General features: G+C 64.4%; 22 protein-coding genes, 1 tRNA gene, 1 pseudogene and 1 riboswitch. Of the genes and pseudogenes, 19 read left to right on the top strand and 5 right to left on the bottom strand.

Translation table 11 applies throughout. The features are described 5' to 3' along the window. Positions 1-107: 107 nt before the first annotated feature. Complete coding sequence (locus tag DB459_RS10715; protein WP_253712827.1) at positions 108-617, bottom strand: GcrA family cell cycle regulator; 510 nt, start codon at positions 615-617, stop codon at positions 108-110. A 457-nt stretch (positions 618-1,074) separates the two neighbouring features. Between DB459_RS10715 and DB459_RS10720 the strand changes: the two genes are divergently transcribed. The 3 genes from DB459_RS10720 to DB459_RS10730 are packed head-to-tail and all read left to right on the top strand — an operon-like array spanning position 1,075 to position 4,264. Next, the gene (locus DB459_RS10720) at positions 1,075-2,280 is read left to right on the top strand and encodes an aspartate aminotransferase family protein (protein WP_253712828.1); all 1,206 of its coding nucleotides are present in this window, start codon (positions 1,075-1,077) and stop codon (positions 2,278-2,280) included. Next, complete coding sequence (gene argF / locus DB459_RS10725; protein WP_253712829.1) at positions 2,280-3,218, top strand: ornithine carbamoyltransferase; 939 nt, start codon at positions 2,280-2,282, stop codon at positions 3,216-3,218. Before DB459_RS10720 ends, argF begins: the two co-directional genes overlap by 1 nt. A 17-nt stretch (positions 3,219-3,235) precedes the next feature. Then, a complete protein-coding gene (locus DB459_RS10730) occupies positions 3,236-4,264 on the top strand; it encodes an Hsp33 family molecular chaperone (protein WP_253712830.1) in 1,029 nt (342 codons plus the stop codon). Positions 4,265-4,558: 294 nt separating this feature from the next. Here DB459_RS10730 and apaG read toward each other — a convergent pair whose 3' ends face one another. Next, positions 4,559-4,951, bottom strand: a complete 393-nt coding sequence (apaG, locus tag DB459_RS10735) for a Co2+/Mg2+ efflux protein ApaG (RefSeq protein WP_253712831.1) — start codon at positions 4,949-4,951, stop codon at positions 4,559-4,561. A 388-nt stretch (positions 4,952-5,339) separates the two neighbouring features. Here apaG and DB459_RS10740 point away from each other — a divergent pair, with 388 nt between their 5' ends. From DB459_RS10740 to DB459_RS10750, 3 genes are read left to right on the top strand one after another with little or no spacing between them, the layout of a single operon-like run. Next, positions 5,340-6,590, top strand: coding sequence for an OpgC domain-containing protein (locus DB459_RS10740; RefSeq protein ID WP_253712832.1), 1,251 nt, complete (start codon positions 5,340-5,342; stop codon positions 6,588-6,590). 8 nt (positions 6,591-6,598) lie between these two features. Further along, positions 6,599-7,393 (top strand): SGNH/GDSL hydrolase family protein, encoded by a 795-nt coding sequence (locus tag DB459_RS10745; protein ID WP_371926976.1) that lies wholly within the window; start codon positions 6,599-6,601, stop codon positions 7,391-7,393. Further along, positions 7,393-8,346, top strand: a complete 954-nt coding sequence (locus DB459_RS10750) for an SGNH/GDSL hydrolase family protein (RefSeq protein WP_253712834.1) — start codon at positions 7,393-7,395, stop codon at positions 8,344-8,346. Before DB459_RS10745 ends, DB459_RS10750 begins: the two co-directional genes overlap by 1 nt. A gap of 126 nt (positions 8,347-8,472) precedes the next feature. On the opposite strand, the gene DB459_RS10755 is transcribed toward DB459_RS10750, so the two are convergent. Then, positions 8,473-9,660, bottom strand: coding sequence for an O-succinylhomoserine sulfhydrylase (locus tag DB459_RS10755; RefSeq protein WP_253712835.1), 1,188 nt, complete (start codon positions 9,658-9,660; stop codon positions 8,473-8,475). Positions 9,661-9,732: 72 nt separating this feature from the next. Further along, positions 9,733-9,812: riboswitch (SAM riboswitch) on the bottom strand. 61 nt (positions 9,813-9,873) lie between these two features. Here DB459_RS10755 and DB459_RS10760 point away from each other — a divergent pair. Further along, on the top strand, positions 9,874-11,010 hold the full coding sequence (locus DB459_RS10760; RefSeq protein ID WP_253712836.1) for a 2'-deoxycytidine 5'-triphosphate deaminase: 1,137 nt from the start codon (positions 9,874-9,876) through the stop codon (positions 11,008-11,010). A 46-nt stretch (positions 11,011-11,056) separates the two neighbouring features. On the opposite strand, the gene DB459_RS10765 is transcribed toward DB459_RS10760, so the two are convergent. Continuing rightward, the gene (locus tag DB459_RS10765) at positions 11,057-12,304 is read right to left on the bottom strand and encodes an EAL domain-containing protein (protein WP_371926920.1); all 1,248 of its coding nucleotides are present in this window, start codon (positions 12,302-12,304) and stop codon (positions 11,057-11,059) included. Positions 12,305-12,538: 234 nt separating this feature from the next. Between DB459_RS10765 and DB459_RS10770 the strand changes: the two genes are divergently transcribed. The 5 genes and pseudogenes from DB459_RS10770 (at position 12,539) to DB459_RS10790 (ending at position 14,815) form a co-directional block, all read left to right on the top strand. Further along, positions 12,539-12,613: transfer RNA gene (locus DB459_RS10770), tRNA-Gly, on the top strand. 22 nt (positions 12,614-12,635) lie between these two features. Then, on the top strand, positions 12,636-13,556 hold the full coding sequence (locus DB459_RS10775; protein ID WP_253712837.1) for an ABC transporter ATP-binding protein: 921 nt from the start codon (positions 12,636-12,638) through the stop codon (positions 13,554-13,556). Then, a complete protein-coding gene (locus tag DB459_RS10780) occupies positions 13,553-14,320 on the top strand; it encodes an ABC transporter permease (RefSeq protein WP_253712838.1) in 768 nt (255 codons plus the stop codon). Before DB459_RS10775 ends, DB459_RS10780 begins: the two co-directional genes overlap by 4 nt. Positions 14,321-14,378: 58 nt before the next feature. Further along, a pseudogene (locus DB459_RS10785) lies at positions 14,379-14,534 on the top strand (NADH:flavin oxidoreductase/NADH oxidase); the annotation flags it as partial. A gap of 86 nt (positions 14,535-14,620) precedes the next feature. After that, positions 14,621-14,815 carry a hypothetical protein gene (locus DB459_RS10790; RefSeq protein WP_253712839.1) on the top strand — a complete coding sequence of 65 codons (195 nt, stop codon included), beginning with the start codon at positions 14,621-14,623 and terminating at the stop codon, positions 14,813-14,815. Between the two features lie 9 nt (positions 14,816-14,824). On the opposite strand, the gene DB459_RS10795 is transcribed toward DB459_RS10790, so the two are convergent. Then, complete coding sequence (locus DB459_RS10795) at positions 14,825-16,483, bottom strand: FAD-binding dehydrogenase (protein ID WP_253712840.1); 1,659 nt, start codon at positions 16,481-16,483, stop codon at positions 14,825-14,827. A 379-nt stretch (positions 16,484-16,862) separates the two neighbouring features. On the opposite strand from DB459_RS10795, the gene DB459_RS10800 reads away from it, so the two are divergent. From DB459_RS10800 to DB459_RS10830, 7 genes are all read left to right on the top strand, one after another. Continuing rightward, a complete protein-coding gene (locus tag DB459_RS10800; RefSeq protein WP_253712841.1) occupies positions 16,863-17,378 on the top strand; it encodes a hypothetical protein in 516 nt (171 codons plus the stop codon). A gap of 185 nt (positions 17,379-17,563) precedes the next feature. After that, on the top strand, positions 17,564-17,689 hold the full coding sequence (locus DB459_RS10805) for a hypothetical protein (protein ID WP_371926921.1): 126 nt from the start codon (positions 17,564-17,566) through the stop codon (positions 17,687-17,689). Positions 17,690-17,704: 15 nt separating this feature from the next. Further along, entirely contained in the window at positions 17,705-18,298 is a 594-nt protein-coding gene (locus tag DB459_RS10810) for an SCO family protein (protein WP_253712843.1), read from the top strand. 127 nt (positions 18,299-18,425) lie between these two features. Next, the gene (locus DB459_RS10815) at positions 18,426-19,382 is read left to right on the top strand and encodes a transporter substrate-binding domain-containing protein (RefSeq protein ID WP_371926922.1); all 957 of its coding nucleotides are present in this window, start codon (positions 18,426-18,428) and stop codon (positions 19,380-19,382) included. Positions 19,383-19,848: 466 nt separating this feature from the next. Continuing rightward, the gene (locus DB459_RS10820; RefSeq protein WP_253712845.1) at positions 19,849-21,489 is read left to right on the top strand and encodes a lysine--tRNA ligase; all 1,641 of its coding nucleotides are present in this window, start codon (positions 19,849-19,851) and stop codon (positions 21,487-21,489) included. A 120-nt stretch (positions 21,490-21,609) separates the two neighbouring features. Next, positions 21,610-21,954: a DUF952 domain-containing protein gene (locus tag DB459_RS10825; RefSeq protein ID WP_253712846.1), complete on the top strand. Its 345-nt coding sequence runs from the start codon at positions 21,610-21,612 to the stop codon at positions 21,952-21,954. After that, positions 21,951-23,042 (top strand): quinone-dependent dihydroorotate dehydrogenase, encoded by a 1,092-nt coding sequence (locus tag DB459_RS10830; protein WP_253712847.1) that lies wholly within the window; start codon positions 21,951-21,953, stop codon positions 23,040-23,042. The genes DB459_RS10825 and DB459_RS10830 overlap by 4 nt, the downstream gene beginning before the upstream one ends. The last annotated feature ends 34 nt before the right edge of the window (positions 23,043-23,076 follow it).

Consider the following 23,076-nt stretch of genomic DNA (forward strand, 5'->3'; position numbering starts at 1 on the left):
CAGGCTGCGACAGTCATTCGCAGAGGGACACTCGCAAAAAAATAAAAAGCGAGTGCGGCTCATGTCTCGCACTCGGCCTCGAGGTCCGCGCCGCGCTGTACGTTATCTCACTTCCCGCTCGGCCGGCGGTCGCGCCGCCGGTCGCTCGCCGGCTGATAGGCGACGCGCGAATGATGGGCGCAGTAGGGCAGGCCGTTCAATGATTTGCCGCCGCAGAAAAAGAAGTCGGTGCTGCCCGGGTCGCCCACCGGCCAGTGACAGGTGGCTTCCGTCAGCTCCAGCAGCGATCGGCGCTGGCTCATTGGCACCACGTTGTCGATAGCCACGGGATCGGGCTCGGCTTCGACCTCGAAAGCATGGGCGAGCGCGGTGTTGCCGCGGGCGATCGGGCGCGAGATCCGCATCATGTGCTGGGCGGGACGCGCCTTACGCTGCCGCGGCGCCGCCGAGGACGGGCTTTTGGCCCGGCCCGACAGCCCGAGCCGGTGCACCTTGCCGATCACGGCGTTGCGGGTGATGTTGCCGAGTTCCGCCGCGATCTGGCTGGCCGACAGGCCGGCCTCCCACAGCTTCTTCAACTGTTCCACGCGATCGTCGGTCCAACCCATTACCGTCATCGCATTAATCCCTTCGTGCGCACCCCGGGCCCGGGGCGACTGCAGTTGTCAAAATCCCTGACGGCAGAATCCCTTGACCCTCGCCGGTCGCTGTTTCGCAACCGGGCGCTTACGCCTTGACCAAGACCAATAGGGATCTGAACCGCCTACAACGAGATGTCGTATCCGACGCCCAAAACGCTACAATATGGCGTGACTCACGCGCAAGAGTCGCTGGACTCGGCGTCCACACCTTCTCCGTGACAAATGCGCGAATCGGTTTTTTCTGCGGCTTTTGGGCATCACTGCCGAGTTGACACCCTCCCTGCCGCCAATAGAATGTTCATCACGTGCTGCCCGCGGAGGCGGCACGTTTTGTTTCAGGGGCAGGCTTATCGTCTGATCTCGCGGTTTGGCCGCCACCGGCCCACCGGGTCTGTCGGTATTTTCTGCCCGAATTGGGTACTCGGACGTCGCCATGAGCACGAACGCCACCTCGCATCTGATGCCGGTCTTCGCACGGGTGGACCTCGCCTTCGAACGTGGCGAAGGCGTCTGGCTCTACGGCACCGACGGTCAGCGCTATCTCGATTTTACCAGCGGCGTGGCGGTGAACGCGCTCGGCCATGCCCACCCGCATTTGGTCGCGGCGCTGCAGGCCCAGGCGGCGCGGCTGTGGCATATGTCCAATCTGTTCCGTAGCCCCGATGGCGACAAGGTCGCGGCCCGGCTGTGTGCTGCGACCTTCGCCGATTACGTCTTCTTCGCCAATTCCGGCGCCGAGGCCATGGAAGCGGCGATCAAGGTCACGCGCAAATATCAGGCGGCCAAGGGCAAGCCGGAGCGGTATCGCATCATTACCTTCGAGGGCGCTTTCCACGGCCGCACCCTGGCGACGCTCGCCGCGGGCGGCCAGCAGAAATACCTCGAAGGGTTTGGCCCGCCGGTGGACGGCTTCGACCAGGTGGCGCTCGGCGATCTCGATGCCGTCAAGCGCGCCATTGGCCCGCATACCGCCGGGATCCTGATCGAGCCACTGCAGGGGGAGGGCGGGGTGCGTTCGCCGCCGCAGGGCTTCTTCAAGGCACTGCGCCAGCTCTGTGACGACAATGACGTGCTGCTGGTGTTCGACGAAGTGCAGACCGGCATGGGGCGCACCGGCGATCTGTTCGCGTATATGCACACCGGCGTGATCCCCGACGTGATGGCGCTCGCCAAGGCACTTGGCGGCGGCTTCCCGATCGGCGCCTGCCTCGCCACGGCCAAGGCGGCTGCCGGCATGACCGCCGGCACCCATGGATCGACATTTGGCGGCAATCCGCTGGCGATCGCCGCCGCCGGCGCGGTGCTCGACGTCATGCTCGCGCCCGGCTTCATGGACCGCGTGCGGCGGATCTCGGGCCTGTTGAAGCAGAAGCTCGGCTCGCTGGTGGATCGTTATCCCGATATCGTCAGCGAAGTCCGCGGCGACGGCTTGCTGATCGGCCTCAAGGCGGTCGTTCCCGCCGGCGATGTCGTCGCGGCGCTACGCAACGAGAAGCTCCTCACCGTCGGCGCGGGCGACAATGTGGTCAGGCTGCTGCCGCCGCTGATCGTGACCGAAGCCGAGATCGATGATGCCATGGGGCGCCTGGAGCGCGCCTGCACGTCGTTGTCCGAACAGCTGAAGCGGAAAGCCGTCTGATGAGCAAGCCGCGTCATTTCCTCGATCTCAACGAACTGCCGGTTGAAGAACTGCGTGCGATGCTCGACGCTGGCGCGGCCATGAAGGCGCGCCTCAAGGCCGCTCAGGCCCGGGACGAAGCGTCGCCGGATCGGCCGCTCCGCAACAAGACGCTGGCGATGATCTTCGAGAAGCCGTCGACGCGGACCCGCGTGTCGTTCGACGTCGGCATGCGTCAGCTTGGCGGCGAGCCGATCATGCTGACCGGCCAGGAGATGCAGCTCGGGCGCGGCGAGACCATCGCGGACACCGCGCGGGTGCTGTCGCGCTTCGTCGATGCCATCATGATCCGCATCCTCAACCATGATGCGCTGCTCGAGCTTGCTGCGCATGCCACGGTGCCGGTGATCAATGGGCTGACCCGGCGTTCGCATCCTTGTCAGGTCATGGCCGATCTCATGACGTTCGAGGAGCGTCGCGGCCCGATCACCGGGCGCGCCGTCGCCTGGACCGGCGACGACAACAACGTGCTGGCCTCCTGGGCCCATGCGGCAGAGCGCTTCAAGTTTCAGCTCCGGATCGCCACGCCCCCGGAGCTCGCGCCCAAGAAGGCGTTCCGCGACTGGATCAAGGCGAGCGGCGCGGACATCGTGGCCGGCACCAATGCCGAGGAGATGGTGCGCGGCGTCGACTGCGTCGTCACGGACACCTGGGTGTCGATGGGGGACAAGGACGGCGAGCACCGCCACAACCTGCTGCGCCCCTATCAGGTCAACGCCGAGTTGATGGCGCTGGCCAAACCGGATGCGCTGTTCATGCATTGCCTGCCGGCGCATCGCGGCGACGAAGTGACCGACGAGGTGATCGACGGTCCCCAGTCGGTGGTGTTCGACGAGGCGGAAAACCGTCTGCACGCGCAAAAGGGAATCCTCGCCTGGTGCTTTGACGCAGTCGCCTGAGCGTGGCAGAGCAAGGCATGGCAGATCGCGATATCAAGGACGACGGCACGCAGGACAATGGAACGGTGCGGGCGCCTTCGGCGACTCCGGTCGACGACGCCGTGCTGCCGTTCGAAGTGTCGGCACTGGACCTTCGTGGTCGTCTGACCCGGCTCGGCCCCGCGCTCGACGAGATCCTCACCAAGCACGCTTATCCCGAACCGGTAGCCAAGCTGCTTGGCGAAGCCATCGTGCTCGCTACCTTGCTGGGTTCGTCGCTGAAATTCGACGGCAGGTTCCTGCTGCAGACCCAGACCGACGGGCCGGTGTCGATGATCGTCGTCGATTATGTATTGCCGGATCGGCTGCGCGGCTACGCGCGTTTCGATAGTGCGCGGCTGAAGCCGGGGCTCGGCGCCGGCGAACTGCTCGGTCACGGCCATCTGGCGATGACCATCGATCAGGGCTCCGATATGCGGCGCTACCAGGGACTCGTGGCGCTCGACGGCGGTACGCTGGAGGACGCCGCCCATGAATATTTTCTGCGATCGGAGCAGATCCCGACCAAGGTCCGGCTTGCCGTTGGCGAGGAGTTTCGCTCGGGTGAAGGTCCGCGCCATCGTTGGCGTGGCGGCGGCATGCTGCTGCAGTTCCTGCCCAAGGCGCCGGAGCGGGCGCGGCAGGCGGACCTGCATCCTGGCGATGCGCCGGAAGGCACGGAGCCTCATCAGGTCTCCGAAGACGACGCCTGGACGGAAGGTCAGTCGTTGATCGGCACCCTCGAGGATGTCGAGCTGATCGACCCCGATCTGTCCGGTGAGCGGCTCGCCTTCCGCCTCTTTCACGAACGCGGCGTGCGGGTGTTTCCGCTGCAGCCCGTGCTGGCGCAATGCTCATGTTCGCGCCAGGCAGTCGCCTCCATGCTCAACAGCTTCGAGCTGCCGGATCGGGCGCAGATGGTGGAAGACGGCAAGGTGGTGGTCACCTGCGAGTTCTGCAGCACCGTCTACGAATTCACCCCCCAGGAGGCCGGCGTCGAAGGCGCGGGCGAGGATCCCCAGCCGTAAAGCCGTACAGGGCTGCGGTCTCCGGGCGCTTCGGCTCTCGGATGGGAGCATGGTCCCGTCGGCAATCGGCATCCAGCTCGTGCGACGTCGCGCAATTGCCTACCCTTCCTGTGGCAGGCTCCTGTAGGCAAGTGCAAGACATAAGCCAATGACCGCCCCATTTGCCTCACGCTCGCACGGTAATTCGGAGACATAAAGGACACTAGCAAAATCAAAGCGCTAATGTGGCTTATGTCTCGCAATTGCCTACAACAGATTGGCCGCAAAGGCGGTAGGCAATTGCGAGACGCCACACTAGTTGAGCGTCCGCCTGTCGTCGGGGCTGTCGAGCGAGAACAGCGGGATGTCGATGTCGAAGCGATCGCCGTTTTCGCTCATCATCTCGTACTGTCCGGACATGAAGCCGGAGGGCGTCGGCAGCGGAACTCCGCTGGTGTATTCGAAGCGCTCGCCGGGTCCCAGCACCGGCTGTTCACCAACCACGCCCTCGCCGCGCACCTCCTGCCGGCGGCCGTTGCCGTCCGTGATCACCCAGTGGCGGGTCTTGAGCTGGACGGTTTCGGGGCCGGAGTTGACGATGACGATGGTGTAGGACCAGAAATACTGGCCCTTGTCCGTGGACGAACGCTCCGGCATGAAGTTCGGCTGCACGGTTACCACGATCTGGCGGGTTACGGCGCGGTACATCTTTTCCTTCGTCTCCGACCAGTTCCTTGTATCTCCGACCCGGAAGGATCGGCAATCGTCATCGTCCCGCCATGGTGCGCTATTTTTGTCGCAGTGTCAGCCTTGTGCCGCTGATTTGAAGGCGTCGCCCGCGCCACTATCGGCACCTACCCTGCTGAACCAGAGGTGAACTCACATTGTTGGTTTTTGGTCGTGACAACCGGTCCCGAGGGCGGCATGTAACGGCGAAGGGCTCACAGTCTCGACCGACGAAATCAGGTTGTTTTCGCGCTCCGATTCCGGCTTGAATCATCCGGGCTGCCGCGTGGTGCGGCATCGCGTCCAAAGGACCGGCACGGCCGGGCCGTGGGCGGAACAGCAGGCTCGACCCAGCAGGGCGCTCGTCAATATGGCTTCCGTTGCTCAGGTCAATGACGCTTCGCTTGGCCGGCCTGCCCAGCACGATGAGGCGACGCCGAAGCAGGCGAAGCCGAAATCCCGCAGCTCAGCCGGCGAACGCGAATTGCGGCTGGATCTGTTCCGGGGCATCGCTCTGTGGCTGATCTTCATCGACCATCTGCCGACGAACATCCTGACTTGGTTCACGATCCGCAATTACGGCTTCAGCGACGCCACCGAGATCTTCATCTTCATTTCCGGTTACACCGCGGCCTTTGTCTACGGCCGGGCGATGCACGACCGCGGCTTCGTGGTCGCCAGCGCGCGAATTCTCAAGCGAGTCTGGCAGATCTATGTCGCCCACGTCTTCCTGTTCACCATCTACCTCGCCGAAATCGCCTATGTGGCAACACGGTTCGACAATCCGCTCTATGCGGAAGAAATGGGCATCCTCGATTTTCTGAAGCAGCCGGATGTCACCATCGTCCAGGCGCTGATCCTGAAATTCCGGCCCGTCAACATGGACGTGCTGCCGCTCTACATCGTGCTGATGATCTTCCTGCCGCCGATCCTGTGGTTGATGCAGCGCAAGGCCGACGTTGCACTGGCGCTGTCGGTGGCGCTCTATGCCTTCACGTGGCAGTACGATTTGACGCTGCCGGCCTATCCGGGCGGAGTCTGGTTCTTCAATCCGTTCGCCTGGCAGCTCCTGTTCGTGTTCGGCGCCTGGTGCGCCCTCGGCGGCGCCAAGCGGATGGCGAGTGTCCTGTCCTCACCGGCGACGCTGTGGATTTCGATCGCCTATCTGCTATTCGCCTTCGCCGTCACGCTGACCTGGCACATTCCGCAGCTCAGCCACTTCATGCCGCGCGCCCTTGAGCAGTGGATGTATCCGATCAACAAGACCGACCTCGACGTCCTGCGTTTCGCCCACTTCCTGGCTCTGGCGGCGATTACGGTACGCTTCCTGCATAAGGACTGGCCCGGTCTCAAGTCCGTGTGGTTGCGGCCACTGATCCTGTGCGGCCAGCATTCACTGGAGATCTTCTGTATCGGGGTCTTTCTTGCCTTTGCCGGTCATTTCGTGCTGGCCGAAATCGCGGGCGGCGCCTGGATGCATTTCGGCATCAGCATGGCGGGCATCCTGGTGATGTCTGCCGCCGCCTGGCTGTTGGCGTGGTACAAGCGGGTTGCGGATAAGAGCGGATCCCGTGGCAAGGTCGCGGACGAAGACGCCGACGTGGCAGGAGGGGAATTGTGAAAGCCGGCTTGGCAGCCGTCGCAGCGCTGGTCCTGGCGATCGCCCTCGCGGGCGTTGGCGTCGTCGCGTTCGCGCGCGCCGACGATGCGGCGCCGGCAACCGTGGTGTCTGAGGCGGGTGCTTGTGAGGTGCCATCATACCTTCTAGCCACAGAGAGTCCGCTGCCCAAGGTTGCCGAGGCGCTCAAGACGCGGCAAAAACTCGACATCCTGGTGGTCGGTAGTGCATCCTCGGCCTTGCCGGGGCCGGACGGTACCAGCGGTTCTTATCCGGCGCGGCTTGAGGCCGCGCTCAAGGAAACGTTGCCCGGCGCGGCTATCAGCGTCGGTACTCTCCTGCAGGTCAAGAAGACCGCAGCGGAGACGGCCGAGGCGCTGGAGGGGCTGCTAAAGGATCGCAAGCCGACCCTGGTGGTCTGGCAGACCGGAACGGTCGATGCCTTGCGTTCGACCGATCCAGACGATTTTCGAGCCGCCCTGGACGACGGTATCAAAGCGCTGCAGGAAGTTGGATCAGACGTTTTGCTGATGAATTTGCAGTATAGCCCGCGTATGGAGACCATGATCGCAGTCGCACCTTATATCGATAACATGCGTGTTGACGCTCAGGAGCATAACATTCCCTTGTTCGACCGTTTCGCCATCATGCGGCACTGGAACGATACCGGCCGCTTCGACCTGTTCAATTCCACCCATGGCCTCGCGTTGGCGCGGAGCGTCCATGATTGCCTCGGCCATGCGCTGGCCGGCTTCATCATCGGCGCCGCGCACATCGATCCTGCCGAATTGCGGACCCAGCGTTGATGTGCGCCGCCGTCCTGACCCGTCGCTTGTGCGATCTCCGTACTGTCGTCGCTGCAGCGCTGGTGGCGTCTGTCATGGCCGGCGCTGGCCCCGCCGCGGCCCAGAGCGCGAATGCCGCCACGCCGACCGACGTGAGTGGCGAATCCACCGGGCAGAATCCATCCCATGTTGCCGCGGCCAAGGCGCTCGACGCCGTACGATCGGCAGCGCAGAGTGCCGGCGGTGTTTTCAAGCGCGTGCCTTGCGCCTCGTCGCGCAAAGTCAAGTTCGAGGTGTCGCTGCCGCATGTCGCGCGCAGGCTCGCCGCGGGCTTGCCGGTGACCATCGTCGCCCTCGGCTCGTCCTCGACCGCGAGCTATGGGGCGAGTACGCCGGCCTTCCAGTATCCCAACCGTCTTGCCGACCAGTTGCGCCGGCATTACCGCAACGCTGACATCACCGTGGTCAATCAGGGAGTCGGCGGCGAGGATACGCCGGAGATGGTCAAGCGGCTCAAGAGCAGCGTCATCGATCTCAAGCCGGATCTGGTGATCTGGCAACTCGGCACCAATACGGTGGTCAAGGGCGGCGACATCGAAGGCACGCGCGACCTGCTCGAGGACGGTATTCGCAAGCTGCAGGCCACTGGCGTCGATATTGTGCTGGTCGATCCGCAATACGTGCCGGCAACCACCGCGAAGGAGGCCGAGACCAATCGTATGGTCAGCCTGATCAGTCGCGCGGCGCGCGCCATGAAGGTGGGACTGTTCCCGCGCTTCGAGGTGATGAAGGAGTGGCACAACGACCAGCGGCTGCCGTTTGACGATTTCGTCATCAATGACGGGCTGCACATGAACGACTGGGGCTATGCCTGCTTCGCCCAGTTGCTGGGCGACTGCATCATCCAGTCGGTCGACCAGGTTAAGGCCGGCATCGAGGCTGAGCCCAACATTCTGACGTTCCGGCCGCTGTAGGCGTAAGGCTCTCGCTTCTGCAGGGTGTGCCGGCTTCCCGGCTCTTCCGCTTGCCGGCCCCTCTGCGATCTGGCGCAGCATTCTGGGTCACCCGCTTTGCGCGGGTGGCCGCCAGCAGCAATCACCTCAAGCCTTTTCCAGCGCCGCTTGCAGGTCCTCGATGAGGTCGTCGCGGTGCTCTAGTCCCGCCGAGAAGCGGATGAAGCCCTCGGAGATCCCGAGTTCAGCGCGCGCTTCCGGCGTCAGCCGCTGATGGGTTGTGGTCGCCGGATGAGTGACGATGCTCTTGGAGTCGCCGAGATTGTTGCTGATGCAGGCGATCCTGAGGGCATTGAGCATGCGGAACGCCGCTGCCTTGCCGCCCTTCACCTCGAACCCGACCAGCGTCGAGCCGCCGCGCATCTGCTTCTTGACGACTGCCGCCTGCGGATGATCGTCGCGCCCGGGATAGACCAGGCGCGGGATCTTCGGGTGACTGGCAAGGGTGTCGGCGATGGCCGTCGCTGTCTCGGTCTGCTGGCGAACGCGGATTGCCAGGGTCTCGAGCCCCTTGAGCAGAACCCAGGCGTTGAACGGGGATATCGAGGGGCCGGTCTGGCGCAGGAATGTGTGGATGTGTTCCTGGATGAATTGCTCGGACGACAGGATCACGCCGCCGAGACAGCGGCCCTGGCCATCGATATGCTTGGTTGCCGAATAAACCACGACATCGGCACCGAGCGCGAGCGGACTCTGCCAGATCGGGGTGGCGAACACATTGTCGACCACGAGCCTTGCACCACCGGAATGAGCAATGTCAGCGACAGCGGCGATGTCGACGACATCGAGGGTCGGATTGGTCGGGCTCTCCAGGAAACAGGTGCGGGTGTTGGGCCGCATTGCCTTGCGCCACTGGTCGAGATCCATGCCGTCGACCAGCGTCGAGGTGATGCCATAGCGCGGCAGCAGGTCCTCGAGGATATAGCGGCAGGACCCGAACAGGGCCTTGGCGGCGACCACGTGATCCCCGCTGCGCAGCGGCGCAAGAATGGCGGTGGTGACCGCCGCCATGCCGGTGGCGGTGGCGCGCGCCGCTTCGGCGCCTTCGAGTTCGGTCATGCGCCGCTCGAACATTGCCACCGTGGGGTTGGAAAAACGTGAATAGAGGAAGCCGGGGTCGTGACCGGTGAAGCGCGCCTCGCACTGTTCGGCGCTCTCATAGACGAATCCCTGGGTCAGGAAGAGCGCCTCGGAGGTCTCGCCATATTGCGAGCGCAGCGTTCCGCCGTGGACCAGGCGGGTTTCGGGACGATAATTGCGGGTATTTTCGGACATCGCGAGACTCCAGACGGACCGACGGCAATCGGCCAATAAAAAAACCGGCCTGAACAAGACGTTCGGCCGGGATCACGGATGTCCCCGGCCTGTTTAGCGAGTTGTTTAACGTGGCTGCAAGCCGGCCGGCTCAAATGACCACGGGATAAGTCACGCTCTTAGTCCGCGTCAGGCTTTTCGTCAAGCTGGGCTTCGGTTAACCGAAGGAGGGCTATGGAGAGCCTTCAGGAACCGTCGACCGTGCCGCTGCCGCTGCCACCCGATGCCAGGGGAATCCTGCCCGATCGCATGATCGCGGCGATGGCCGATGCCGGCCTGATCCTGCCGGATCAGCCCTTCGTCGAAAGCCAGATCCAGCCGGCAAGCCTCGATCTGCGGCTCGGCGCCACCGCCTTCCGCGTTCGCGCCAGTTTCCTGCCCGGTCCCGGCGCTACCGTGGCCGAGCGCATCGAAGACCTCAAGCTGCACGAGATCGATCTGACCGGCGATGCGGTGCTGGAGACCAATTGCGTCTATGTGGTGCCGCTGCTCGAGAGCCTGGCGCTGCCGCCGTCGATCTGCGCCGCCGCCAATCCCAAGAGCTCGACCGGCCGGCTCGACGTTTTCACCCGCGTGATCGCCGACGGCACCAGCCGCTTCGACATGATCCATCCCGGCTATCACGGCCCGCTGTACGCCGAGATCAGCCCGAAAACCTTTCCGGTGTTGCTGCGCGAGGGCTCACGCCTGTCACAGATCCGGTTTCGCGTCGGTGACGCCGTGCTCGGCAGCACGGCGCTGCAGGCGCTGCACGCCAAGGAACGACTGGTCGACATTGACGATCCCGATCTCTCCAACGGTCTCGCGCTGAGCGTGGATTTGTCTGGCGAGGGCTCGGGCGGCTTCGTCGGCTACCGCGCCAAGCGCCATACCGGCGTCGTCGATATCGACCGGCGCGGTGGCTATGCGGTGGAGGAATTCTGGGAGCCGATCCGCGCGCGCGACGACCTCAGCCTGATCCTCGATCCCGGCGAATTCTATATCCTCGCTTCCAAGGAGGCGGTGCAGGTGCCGCCGGATTTCGCCGCCGAAATGGTGCCCTTCGATCCCCTGGTCGGCGAGTTTCGCGTCCACTACGCCGGCTTCTTCGATCCAGGCTTCGGTTACGCGGGCGCCGGCGGCCAAGGCTCGCGCGCGGTGCTCGAAGTGCGCTCGCGCGAGGTGCCGTTCATCCTCGAGCATAACCAGGTCGTCGGGCGCCTTGTCTATGAGCATATGCTGGCGCGGCCCTCGGCGCTTTACGGCCAGCGCATCAATTCCAACTATCAGGGCCAGGGCCTGAAGCTCTCCAAGCATTTCCGCGCGCCCTGACAGCGTGATCGCGGCCTCATACGGCAGCGGTTTGTTTCGACCGCGCTTACTGCGGCAGCGCCCGGTTGAAGCGGGCCCGGGCGAATTTGCGCGCCTGCACCGGTTGGCCGAACAGGCTGCCCTGGGCAAGATCGAAGCCCAGTTCGCGGATCGTAAGCAGATCGGCGCGGCTGTCGACACCCTCGGCAATGGCGCGTGCGCCATAACCCGCCGCGAGTTCGGCGATGCTGCGGCAGACGTTTCGCTTGAGACGATCGTCGGCGCAGCCGTTGACGAAGTTGCGGTCGACCTTGATCTCGACGAAGGGGAAGCGCTCAAGGTCCATCAGCGCCGGCCAGTCGACGCCGAGATTGTCGACTGTCACCGCGACGTTATGGAAACGGACGCGTCGGGCGACCTCGCGCAGCGGTTCGAAATGCGCGGCGATGTCCGCCCCGTCGACTTCCACCGTCAGCCCGGGGAAGGCAGGATGCGCCGGCAGCAGCCGGCACAGATCATCGACCCCCGTCGCATTGGTGAGGAAGGCGGCAGGAAGATTGATCGACAAATCGAGCGGTCCGCTGCGACCGAGGAAAAAATGCCAGTCGTCCATGGCCGTTTGCAGCACGAAGGAGGACAACGCGTGCGATTGCGGGTCCCGCTCGTCCGCGAGCAGGGAGCTCGGCGCCACCACACCCCACGACGGGTGCCGCATCCGTAGCGTCGCTTCGGCGCCGCGCGGTGCCAGCGAATGGACGTCGACCTTATGTTGGTACCAGAGTTCCAGCCAACCGGCTTTGAGCGCCTCGGCGACATCGACAGGCGCGCGCGGCGGGCCATCGACCGGCAGCAGGGGGGCGAGCCGGTTGCGAAGCGCCTCGGTGCCGAACGGCGTCGTCAGATCCGGCAGTAGCGCCAGATCGAGTTCCTCCCCGAGCTGGCGTAATGCGGCTAAAGCCGACGAATCCTTCGGCCCCCACAACAGAACCTGGCCGGCGAAGCCGCGGGCGGCGAGGCGCGTCAGCACGCGCGCTGCCTCCTGTCCACCGGCGGAAAGCCCGAGGACGACGAGGTCCGTCGGCTGGCGCTCGAGCCGCTCGTCGATATCGTCGGCGCCGGCGCAATCGGCCGTCAGCAGCCCGAACTCCTCGACGGCATCGCTGAGAAACTGCCGCAGGTGCTGTTTGGCGTCGACGACGCAAACGCACGCCAGGATCTTGCGGCGCCCGAAGGCGACGAAGTGAGCGGAGGTGGTCTGGTTGAGTTCTTCCATCGGTTCACCCTCTGTCACCGAACGGTCGTGCAATGCGGCCATCTTCCTAACGTTCGTGCATTCTCGAATGAGGGCGGGCGCGGGGCTTTTCACCATTTTGCGGTGGTAGGGTTAAAGCCTCCAATGTGCAGCAGTTTTGATGTAAACTGATTGTAAAGGTGCGCCTCCGATCCGAATGCGGTTCGGTGTGGCGTTGAAATTCAAGCGTTTTTTGTTGTCGGCGCAGCGATCTTGCGCTTGCCGCCGCCCCGGTGGTGCGGGTATGGTCGCGCCGATGCGGGCGTAGTTCAGTGGTAGAACGACAGCTTCCCAAGCTGTATGTCGTGAGTTCGATTCTCATCGCCCGCTCCAGCTCCCCGAACCGCAGCGTCAGATGCAGCCAATCATCTCCGTCGCGAACCTGTCGAAGGTCTATGCTTCGGGGTTCAAGGCGCTCGACAACGTCAATCTGGAGATCCGGCGCGGCGAGATTTTCGCGCTGCTCGGTCCCAATGGGGCCGGCAAAACGACCTTGATCAGCGTCATCTGCGGCATCGTCAATCCGACCAGCGGCAATGTGGTCGTCGATGGCCATGATATCATTACCGACTATCGCGCCGCCCGCGCTTGCATCGGTCTGGTTCCACAGGAACTCACCACCGACGCGTTCGAAACCGTCTTGGCAACTGTAAGCTTTTCCCGCGGCCTGTTCGGCAAGGCGCCGGACCCGGCGCATGTCGAGCGGGTGCTCAAGGCCCTGTCGCTGTGGGACAAGAAGGACAGCATGCTGATGACGCTGTCGGGCGGCATGAAGCGTCGCGTCCTGATCGCCAAAGCGCTGTCGCATGAGCCCAAGGTGCTGTTCCTGGACGAGCCGACCGCCGGGGTCGACGTCGAGCTGCGCAAGGGCATGTGGGAGGTCGTCCGCTTCCTGCGGGAGCGAGGGGTGACCATCATCCTGACCACGCATTACATCGAAGAAGCCGAGCAGATGGCCGATCGCATCGGCATCATCCGCAGGGGCGAGATCATCCTGGTCGAGGACAAGGCCGAGCTGATGCGCAAGCTCGGCCAGAAGCAGCTCACTTTGCATCTGCAGTCGCCGATCGATGCGGTTCCCGATGCCCTGGCACCCTACGGGTTGACGCTCGGTGCCGAAGGGCACGAAATCGTCTACAACTACGACACCCAGGCCGAGCGTACCGGCATCACTTCGCTGCTCAGCGACTTGCGTGCGGCGGGCGTCAATTTCAAGGATCTGCAGACGAGGGAGAGTTCGCTCGAGGACATCTTCGTCGGGCTGGTGCGGAAATGACGGTGAATCTCCACGGCGTGCTTGCAATTTATCGCTTTGAAATGGCGCGGACCCGACGCACGGTGTTCCAGAGCGTTGTCTCGCCGGTGCTGTCGACCTCGCTCTATTTCGTCGTTTTCGGCGCGGCCATCGGCTCGCGCATCACCGAAATCCAGGGCGTCAGTTACGGCGAGTTCATCGTGCCGGGGCTGATTATGCTGATGCTGATGACCCAGAGCGTGTCCAACGCCTCGTTCGGCATCTACTTTCCGAAATTCACCGGCACCATCTACGAGCTGCTGTCGGCGCCGATCTCCTATCTCGAGGTGGTGATCGGCTATGTCGGCGCGGCGGCGACAAAATCGGTCATCCTCGGCCTCATCGTGCTCGGCACTGCGGCGTTGTTCGTCGATCTGCGGATCGATCATCCGGTCTGGATGCTGAGCTTTCTGCTGCTCACCGCGGTGTCCTTCAGCCTGCTCGGCTTCGTCATTGGCATCTGGGCGCAGGGTTTCGAGCAGCTCCAGGTGATCCCGCTCCTGGTGGTGACGCCGCTGACCTTTCTCGGCGGCACCTTCTATTCCGTCGAGGTGCTGCCGCCGACCTGGCACACGCTGTCGCTGTTCAATCCGGTCGTCTACCTGATCAGCGGCTTCCGCTGGAGCTTTTACAGCGTTGCCGACGTCCATGTCGCCATCAGCGCCGCGGTGGCCGGGATCTTCCTGCTGATCTGCCTGGTCGCGATCTGGTGGATCTTCCGGACTGGCTATCGGTTGAAGAGCTGAGACGCGCAAACGACAGGCGCTGAACAACACGCCTCTGCCGCAATGGAAACAGGGGATCCTGCGACAACCAGCTCTGCTCACGCCGCTGAGGCTGCGCGATGTGATCGCGCGAAACCGCGTCATCAACTCGCCGATGTGCCAGTATTCTGCCGAGGAAGGCGTCGCCGATGACTGGCATCTCGTTCACCTCGGCAAGTTCGCCCAGGGCGGTGCCTGATTGTCGACGCTCCTCTGTCGACGAGCGAGGCCGTTCGCAACGTTCTCGCCGGATTGGCTGGCGGTTTCACGGGCGCCGCCGTCATGGCCATCGGCTTCCGCGTGCTGCGCCTCGGGCGGCTTGAGCTTGCGCCATGGTTGCCGATGTTGGCCGCCGGCACGCTGGCCGGCGCCTTGCTCGAGGCCGATCTCGTCCTGCGGCTCGATGCCGTCTCATTGCTGTTCACGCTGTGGCAGGCGAGCGTCGCCGCCGCTCTGGTGCGGGCGCTGCGCTCGTAGTTGGCTCGTTCACGCGACTGTCCGCGCGGCCGCGCGTCCGGCATTGCGGCCAGAGAACAGGCAGCCGCCGAGAAATGTGCCTTCCAGGGCGCGATAGCCGTGCATGCCGCCGCCGCCGAAACCGGCCGCTTCGCCCACAGCATAGAGCCCGCCGATGATGCGGCCATCGGTGCCGAAGACCCGGCCGTCGAGGTCGGTCTCGAAGCCACCGAGGGTTTTGCGGGTGAGAATGTTGAGGCGCACGGCGATCAGGGGACCGTGGGCCGGGTCGAGGATACGGTGGGGCTTGGCGGTGCGGATCAGGCGGTCGCCGATATAGCGCCGCGCATTGTGGATCCCCTGCACCTGCGTGTCCTTGCAATAGGGATTGTCGATCTGCCGGTCGCGCGCTTCGATCTGGTAGCGGATGGCGTCGATGGACAGGAGGTTGTCGCCGCTCAGCGCATTCATGCCGGCGACAAGGTCCTCCAGATTGTTGCGGACGATGAAATCGATCCCGTTTTTTTTGAATGCCTCGACCGGCGCCGGCGCGCCCTTGTTGGTGACGCGCCCCAGCGTCTTGCGCCAGCTCTTTCCGGTCAAGTCCGGATTTTGCTCGCTGCCGGACAGCGCAAATTCCTTCTTGATGATGCTCTGGGTAAGGATGAACCAGGAGTAGTCGTAGCCGGTCGCCATGATGTGGGCGAGCTGGCCGAGGGTGTCGTAGCCGGGATAGAGCGGCGAAGGCAGGCGCCGGCCGCGTGCATCGAACCACATCGAGGATGGGCCGGGGAGGATGCGGATGCCGTGCTTCGGCCAGATCGGATCGAAGTTCTGCAGCCCTTCGACATAGTGCCACATCCGGTCGCGGTTGATGACGCGGCCTCCGGCCGCCTCGGTGATTCCGATCATGCGGCCGTCGACATGGGCGGGCACACCAGACACCATATGCCGCGGCGCATGGCCGAGCCGCTTCGGCCAGTTTTGCCGCACCAGCTCATGATTGCCGCCGATGCCGCCGCTGGCGACGATCACCGCCTGGGCGGAGTAGGCGAAGCTGCCGGTTTCGACCCGCGAGGATTCCTCGCCGCGGCCGCCGCTGGTCGGCTCGAGAATGGCTCCGCTGACACCGGTGACCGCGCCAGCGGTGGTGGTCAGGGCGTCGACCCGATGGCGGAACTTGAACATGATCAGGCCGGCGGCGCGTGCCGCCTGGGCGCGGCGGGCGAAGGGCTCGACGAGGCCCGGTCCGGTGCCCCAAGTGACGTGAAAGCGCGGCACCGAATTGCCGTGGCCGGTCGCGTCATAGCCGCCGCGCTCGGCCCAGCCCACCACGGGAAAGAAGCGATGACCCATCGCGCGCAGCCAGGCACGCTTTTCGCCGGCGGCGAAATCGACATAGGCCTCGGCCCATCGCTTCGGCCAGTGGTCCTCGTCGCGATCGAAGCCGGCGGCGCCGAGCCAGTCGTCCCAGGCGAGCGCGCGGGAGTCGCGAACACCGAGGCGCCGCTGTTCGGGCGAATCGATGAGGAACAGACCGCCGAACGACCAGAATGCCTGGCCGCCGAGGTTCTGTTCGCCTTCCTGATCGATCACCATGGCCCGTTTGCCCGCGTTGGCGATTTCGGTGGCGGCGACGAGACCGGCGAGGCCTGACCCCACGATGATGACGTCGACTTGCTCGGCCATTCTTTCGATCCCCCGCCCTATCGTGACCGCCGGCCGAAGCTGCTTGCAACGGTTGCAGCGAAGTCGTCCGGTAACTTGAGGACGAACTGCGGCGCTGGGCTGCAGCCCTGTTCCCTCAGGCGCGGACGCCGAGCTTGTCGGCCCTCGTGGTTCCCAGAACCAGAACCGGTCCGGAACAGTGGGTCAACGAAAAATAGAGATTTGTCTGGCTGCATGGCGAATGTCGTTAGTGGCGGCGAAGCGGTGCATCTTCTGCGCAACACCCGCTTCGAAAACGCGCCGACGATCGCGCTGGGACTGGACAAAGGCGTCACTTCGCATGACCCTTGATGCGGCGAATGCAGTCTGCCGGATCTGACGGGACGGAACGGGGCAGGGTATGAAGGTCGTTACGGTTTTGCTCGCGGCCGTGCTGCTGATCGCAGGCGTGGGCGCCAGTCATGCGCTGGTCCGGATTTCAGAAGACCGCGGGGGCCGGATTGGCACCTATGTGGATAAGTACCAGGAGCTGCGCTCGTCGGGCGATCAGGTGATGATCGATGGTCTGTGCGCCTCGGCCTGCACCATCGTGCTGGGCGCCGTCCCTCGTGACCGCATCTGCGTCACGCCGCGGGCCAATCTCGGCTTCCATGCCGCTTGGGATTTCGGCGCCAATGGCCGCACAATTACCAATCCGGAAGCGACCCAGATGCTCTATTCGATGTATCCGGCGCAGATCAAACGCTGGATCGCGACCCGGGGCGGACTGACGCCGCGGATGATTTTCCTGCGCGGCCGTCAGCTCGCCAGCATGTACCGGCCCTGTTACCTCGACGCCCAGGCATCTTCCCGCACCGCACCGTTGTACGATGCTGCGGTTCGCGGCTCGTCATCTCGCGCCGCGATGCGCCACTAGAGCCTTCTTCTACGGCCTTCCGCAGACGTGATCGGCGCGTTCGGCTTGGCGCTTGCCGACAGCCGGAACCGGGCCTATCTCAGCCTTGGAAGCTACTCGGACCGGATAAGGGCGCAGACGGTATGTCGCGGCAGTCGTTGATCGCAACAGACAGGACCGCAACGGGCGACGGACGCCTCGGTGCCATGGTGCTGATCGCCGTGGCGATCGCCGCCGGCATCGCTCTCGCCGGGGCCGGCGTCCTCTGGCTGCATTACGGGACCGCGGTGTTCTTCCAGATACTGGCCGCGGGCTTTGCGGCCTGTTTTTGATGGGATTGAAGTGACATGGCTTCTCGGACGACGCGCCCTCTGGTGATCATCGCGGCATTTGCCGTGAGCCTCGCCGTCGGCCTTGGCGCCACGTTATGGGCCTTGGGAGGCTTCAGCGCGGCCACTGCGCCGGCTGCAATCGGCGGCTCGTTTCGTCTCACCGACCAGAATGGCCGGGCCGTCACCGAGGCCAGTCTCGCCGGCAAGCCCAGCCTGATCTTCTTCGGTTTCACCCATTGCCCGGACATTTGCCCGACGTCGCTGTTCGAAATGTCGGAGCTGCTCCGCGCCCTGGGCTCCGATGCCGACAAGGTCAATGCCGTCTTCGTCTCGGTCGATCCCGAGCGCGACACGCCTTCGGTGATGAAGGACTACCTGTCGAGCTTCGATCCACATCTGCGCGGACTGACCGGTGATCCCGAAGCGGTCGCCAAGGTGATTTCGGCGTATCGCGTCTATGCCAAGAAAGTACCGCTCAAGGACGGCGACTACACCATGGATCATACCGCCCTGATCTATCTGATGGACCGGAACGGGCGGTTCGTGGCCCCCTTCAACATCAAGCGCAAGCCGGAAGAGGCCGCCTCGGACCTCAAGCGTTACCTGTAGCGACCTGTAAATGGAACTCTGGCCGGCCTCACGCGGGCTTTGCGTCCGGCCCGGCTTTGGTCCAGAAACGTCCGCAGATCAGTCCATCGCTTCGGTGGGCCGCGCCCTCCGCCGGATGTCCGTGTCGATGCCTGTCATGTCCGCCCCGATCGCCCGCTGGATGTTCCGCGCCGGCTTTGTCGCGGCGCTGGCGATGCTGCCTGGCATGGCTCCCGCCCAAGTCCAGCTGCCCGGCCCCCGGCAGGCAGAGCCGGCCGCGGTGGCGCCGCCACCCCAGGCTAACCGGCCAGGAGCCGCGGCGCCAGGCGCCCAGGCCGCGCCCCAGGCGGTGCCCGGGTTCTGGGACCCGCGGCGCCGGCCGGACCGTCCTGATCTGTCGCGCCTCACCGTCATTCGTTTCCTGACCGAGACCGATTATCCGCCGTTCAATTTCACCGGTCCCGACGGCAACCCGGCGGGTTTCAATGTCGATCTGGCCCGGCTGCTTTGCGAGGAGATCAAGGCGAGCTGCACTATCCAGATGCGACGCTTCGAAACCCTGGTGGACTCGCTGCTCGCCAATCGCGGCGACGCCATCATCGCCTCGCTGGCGGTGACGCCGCAGCTCCGCAGCCGGGTCGATTTCACCGACCCCTATTACCGGGCACCGGCGCGGTTCGTTTCTCGGCGGGATTCGGTGATGAGCGAGGTGCGTCCGGAATATCTCGAGGGCAAGAAGGTCGGGGCGATTGCCGGCTCCGCCCATGAAGCCTTCCTCAAGGCACAGTTCACCGATGCCCAGATCGTCGGCTATCCGAACGACGACGCTCTGCGCCAGGCTCTCCGCCGCGGCGAGGTTGATTTCATCTTCGGCGATGCCATCGCGCTGGCCTTCTGGATCAACGGCACCGATTCCGCCGAGTGCTGCGTGTTCAGCGGCGGTCCCTTCGTCGAGAGCCGCTACTTCGGCGAAGGCATCGGCATTGCGGTGCGCAAGGGCAACGATGTGCTGCGCCAGGCGCTGAACTGGGCGATGTTCAGGATCTGGGAGAAAGGCCGCTATACCGACCTGTGGCTGCGGTATTTTTCGGTGAGCCCGTTCTGAGCATATTCCGGGGTGCGCAGAGCCGCCGGGGGATGGTATAAGCCGCCGCCGATTGGTCTGGTGCGGTTTGGGATCTGGCGCTCGTATGAAGGCCTCGCCGATACGGGCGTCCGATCCACCGCGCTAGTGTCCTGTCTCCGAATTACCGCTCCATTTGCCTCATGCTCGCACGGTCATTCGGAGACATAAGGACACTAGCAAAATCAAAGTGCTAGTGTGGCTTATGTCTCGCAATTGCCTACGAGAGGCTTGCCGCAAAGGCGGTAGGCAATTGCGAGACGCCACACTAGTGCGGCACGATAGCGGGCAGCGTGCCAATGCCGCCCGGTAGCGCCTCTGATCCCTTCATCGATGCCGGTGGCCTGGGATGGGACCTCGCGCGAGCGAGGCGGGCGATCCTGTTACGTGATGACCCGGCCGGCTGCCTCGACCCGTGGGCGGCGCTCGGCTGGATGGAGATGAAATGATGGCCGATGAGACTGCGCTGAGCCCCGGCGACCTGCGGGCGCTGGCTGAACAATCCAACGCCTGGCCGTTCGAGCAGGCGAAGCAGATTGTCGCGCGGTTGAAAAAGAACCCGAAGGACGAGGTGCTGTTCGAGACCGGCTACGGCCCGTCCGGCCTGCCTCATATCGGCACCTTCGGCGAAGTGGCGCGCACCACCATGGTGCGCCACGCCTTCCGCGTCCTCACCGAGGACAAGATCAAGACCCGCCTGCTCGCCTTTTCGGACGACATGGACGGGCTGCGCAAGGTGCCGGACAACATCCCCAACAAGGAGATCATCGTTCCCCATCTCGGCAAACCGCTGACGCGGGTGCCGGATCCTTTCGGCACGCATCCGAGCTTCGGCGCTCATAACAATGCTCGGCTGCGCAAATTCCTCGATGCCTTCAGCTTCGACTACGAATTCGCCTCCTCGACGGACTACTACACCTCCGGCCGATTCGATCAGGCGCTGCTCAAGATGCTCGCAAATTTCGAGAAGGTGATGGCGATCATGCTGCCGTCGCTGCGCGAGGAACGGGCGGCGAGCTATTCGCCTTTCCTGCCGATCTGCCCGCGCACCGGCGTCGTGCTGCAGGTGCCGATCGTCGCCCACGATGTCGCAGCCGGGACGGTGTCCTATGACGATCCGGAGACCAGGGAGCGGGTGACGGTGCGGGTGACCGGCGGCCACTGCAAGCTGCAATGGAAGCCGGATTGGGCGATGCGCTGGGTCGCGCTCGGCGTCGATTACGAGATGGCCGGTAAGGACCTGATCGATTCGGTCAAGCTGTCCGGCAAGATCTGCGCCGCGCTCGGCGGGGTGCCGCCGGAAGGCTTCAACTATGAGCTGTTCCTCGACGAGAAGGGCCAGAAGATCTCCAAGTCCAAGGGTAACGGCCTGACCATCGACGAATGGCTGCGCTACGCCTCGCCGGAATCGCTGTCGTTGTTCATGTACCGCGAGCCGAAGGCGGCCAAGCGGCTGTTCTTCGACGTCATTCCGCGCAACGTCGACGACTACCACCAGTTCCTCGACGGCTATGGCCGTCAGGACATGAAGCAGCGTCTCGCCAATCCGGTCTGGCACATCCATTCCGGTCAGCCGCCGGCCGCCGAGATGCCGGTGACCTTCCAGCTCCTCCTGACCCTGGTGTCGTCGTCCAATGCCGAGAACGCCGAGACGCTGTGGGGCTTTATCGGCCGCTATCGGCCCGGGGTGACGCCACAGACCCACCCCAAGCTCGATGCCATGGTCGGCTACGCCATCAACTACTATCGCGACTTCGTCGCGCCCGAGAAGCGCTTCCGGCATCCCACCGAGAGCGAGCGCGGCGCGCTGCTCGACCTGCGCGATGCCCTGTCGCAGCTTGCCCCGACCGCAACGGCCGAGGACATCCAGAACGTCGTCTACGAGATCGGCCGTCGTGAGCCGTTCCTCGATACGGCCAAGAAGGGCAAGGACGGTCGTCCGGGCGTGTCGCTCGAATGGTTCAACATGCTCTATCAGGTGCTGCTCGGCCAGGAGAAGGGCCCGCGGTTTGGCTCCTTCGTCGCTGTCTACGGCCTCAATAACGCCATCGCCATGATCGACGGCGCCCTGGCGAGAGCCGCGGCGTGATTCGACGGCTTTCGGCGGTGCGGCCTTGATGCAGGTCAGGACGGGGGCTACCGTCCCCGCCATCATCGATCATCGGCCTCGCCGGACGGCTCGAGACCTCAAAACGGACTCTGAACGCGCGTGTCCACCATCTACAAAATCTGTCCTGCTTCCGCATGGCGGGAGGCCGAGCGGCTCGGGGTCTACCGTGGCAGCGCCGATGACCTGCGGGACGGCTTCATCCATTTTTCCACGGCTGGGCAGGTGGCGGAAACTGCGCGGAAGCACTTCCACGGCCAGACCGGCTTGTTCCTGGTCGCCGTCGATCCCGATCAGCTGGGCGATGCCCTGCGCCTGGAACCCTCGCGCGGCGGCGAACTATTCCCCCATCTTTATGGTGAACTCGATCTCGCGGCTGTGACGGACGTGCTCGAATTGCGCGACCGTGCCGATGGCGGCCATGACATTCCGGAGCTTGCGCCGTGATCCGCGCCTTTGACACCATTTCGCTGCCGCTGCTGCGCTGGTTCGATCCGGAGGACGCCCATCGCCTGGCGATTCAGGGGCTCAAGCTTTTTCCGCCGGCGCGGTCTCGCGCCGACAGCCCGATGCTGGCGGTCCGCGCCTTCGGTCTGAACTTTCCCAATCCCGTCGGCATGGCTGCCGGCTTCGACAAGAATGCCGAGGTCCCGGATGAATTATTGCGCCTCGGCTTCGGCTTCGTCGAAATCGGTACGGTGACGCCGCGGCCGCAGTCGGGGAATCCCCGGCCGCGCATGTTCCGCCTGTCGGAAGACGAGGGCGTCATCAATCGGCTTGGTTTCAACAATGACGGCGCCGACATGGTGCTGAGGCGCCTCGCCGCGCGTGCGAGCCGCGGCGGCATCGTCGGCGTCAATATCGGCGCCAACAAGGATTCGCCGGATCGCACCGCGGATTATGTCCGGCTGATCGAACTGTTCGCGCCGGTGGCGAGCTATTTCACCGTCAATGTCTCCTCGCCGAATACCCCCGGCCTGCGCAACCTGCAGCAGGCGGCGCAGCTCGACGATCTCCTGGCGCGCGTGATCGATGCGCGCGAACGCGTGCGGCGCAACGCCGGCGAGAGCCCGGTGCTGCTCAAGATCGCGCCTGATCTGTCGCTCGCCGAACTCGACGACGTCGTTCACGTCGCCCGCTCGCGCAAGGTCGACGGCATGATCGTCTCCAACACCACGCTGTCGCGGCCGCCGTCGCTCAAGAGCCTGCGCGCGCGCGAACAGGGCGGCTTGTCGGGCCGGCCATTGTTCCGCCTGTCGACGCGCATGGTGGCTGAGACCTATGTGCGCGCCGAAGGCGCTTTCCCGCTGATCGGCGTTGGCGGTATCGATTCCGGCGGTGCCGCCCTGATGAAGATCCGCGCCGGCGCCAGCCTGATCCAGGTCTATTCGTCTCTGGTTTTCAAGGGCCTGGGGCTGATCGAGGAGATCAAGACCGATCTGCTCTCGGTGCTGCGCCGGACCGGGCGCGAATCCCTCGACGAGATCGTCGGTGCCGATGCCGCAACGATCACCGCGGAAGACTGGCCGGCTTAGCGTTTCCTCACCTGAAGCGTTTCCCTCATCCTGA

Source organism: Bradyrhizobium sp. WD16 (genome assembly GCF_024181725.1).
Classification (GTDB): Bacteria; Pseudomonadota; Alphaproteobacteria; order Rhizobiales; family Xanthobacteraceae; genus Bradyrhizobium_A.

What these genes read in the sequence shown, in the direction of transcription:
- DB459_RS10715 (WP_253712827.1), bottom strand. Translation starts at nt 617, where the DNA reads ATGACGGTAATGGGTTGGACCGACGATCGCGTGGAACAGTTGAAGAAG.
- DB459_RS10720 (WP_253712828.1), top strand. Translation starts at nt 1,075, where the DNA reads ATGAGCACGAACGCCACCTCGCATCTGATGCCGGTCTTCGCACGGGTG.
- argF (WP_253712829.1), top strand. Translation starts at nt 2,280, where the DNA reads ATGAGCAAGCCGCGTCATTTCCTCGATCTCAACGAACTGCCGGTTGAA.
- DB459_RS10730 (WP_253712830.1), top strand. Translation starts at nt 3,236, where the DNA reads ATGGCAGATCGCGATATCAAGGACGACGGCACGCAGGACAATGGAACG.
- apaG (WP_253712831.1), bottom strand. Translation starts at nt 4,951, where the DNA reads ATGTACCGCGCCGTAACCCGCCAGATCGTGGTAACCGTGCAGCCGAAC.
- DB459_RS10740 (WP_253712832.1), top strand. Translation starts at nt 5,340, where the DNA reads ATGGCTTCCGTTGCTCAGGTCAATGACGCTTCGCTTGGCCGGCCTGCC.
- DB459_RS10750 (WP_253712834.1), top strand. Translation starts at nt 7,393, where the DNA reads ATGTGCGCCGCCGTCCTGACCCGTCGCTTGTGCGATCTCCGTACTGTC.
- DB459_RS10755 (WP_253712835.1), bottom strand. Translation starts at nt 9,660, where the DNA reads ATGTCCGAAAATACCCGCAATTATCGTCCCGAAACCCGCCTGGTCCAC.
- DB459_RS10760 (WP_253712836.1), top strand. Translation starts at nt 9,874, where the DNA reads ATGGAGAGCCTTCAGGAACCGTCGACCGTGCCGCTGCCGCTGCCACCC.
- DB459_RS10765 (WP_371926920.1), bottom strand. Translation starts at nt 12,304, where the DNA reads ATGGCCGCATTGCACGACCGTTCGGTGACAGAGGGTGAACCGATGGAA.
- DB459_RS10775 (WP_253712837.1), top strand. Translation starts at nt 12,636, where the DNA reads ATGCAGCCAATCATCTCCGTCGCGAACCTGTCGAAGGTCTATGCTTCG.
- DB459_RS10780 (WP_253712838.1), top strand. Translation starts at nt 13,553, where the DNA reads ATGACGGTGAATCTCCACGGCGTGCTTGCAATTTATCGCTTTGAAATG.
- DB459_RS10790 (WP_253712839.1), top strand. Translation starts at nt 14,621, where the DNA reads ATGGCCATCGGCTTCCGCGTGCTGCGCCTCGGGCGGCTTGAGCTTGCG.
- DB459_RS10795 (WP_253712840.1), bottom strand. Translation starts at nt 16,483, where the DNA reads ATGGCCGAGCAAGTCGACGTCATCATCGTGGGGTCAGGCCTCGCCGGT.
- DB459_RS10800 (WP_253712841.1), top strand. Translation starts at nt 16,863, where the DNA reads ATGAAGGTCGTTACGGTTTTGCTCGCGGCCGTGCTGCTGATCGCAGGC.
- DB459_RS10805 (WP_371926921.1), top strand. Translation starts at nt 17,564, where the DNA reads ATGGTGCTGATCGCCGTGGCGATCGCCGCCGGCATCGCTCTCGCCGGG.
- DB459_RS10810 (WP_253712843.1), top strand. Translation starts at nt 17,705, where the DNA reads ATGGCTTCTCGGACGACGCGCCCTCTGGTGATCATCGCGGCATTTGCC.
- DB459_RS10815 (WP_371926922.1), top strand. Translation starts at nt 18,426, where the DNA reads ATGCCTGTCATGTCCGCCCCGATCGCCCGCTGGATGTTCCGCGCCGGC.
- DB459_RS10820 (WP_253712845.1), top strand. Translation starts at nt 19,849, where the DNA reads ATGGCCGATGAGACTGCGCTGAGCCCCGGCGACCTGCGGGCGCTGGCT.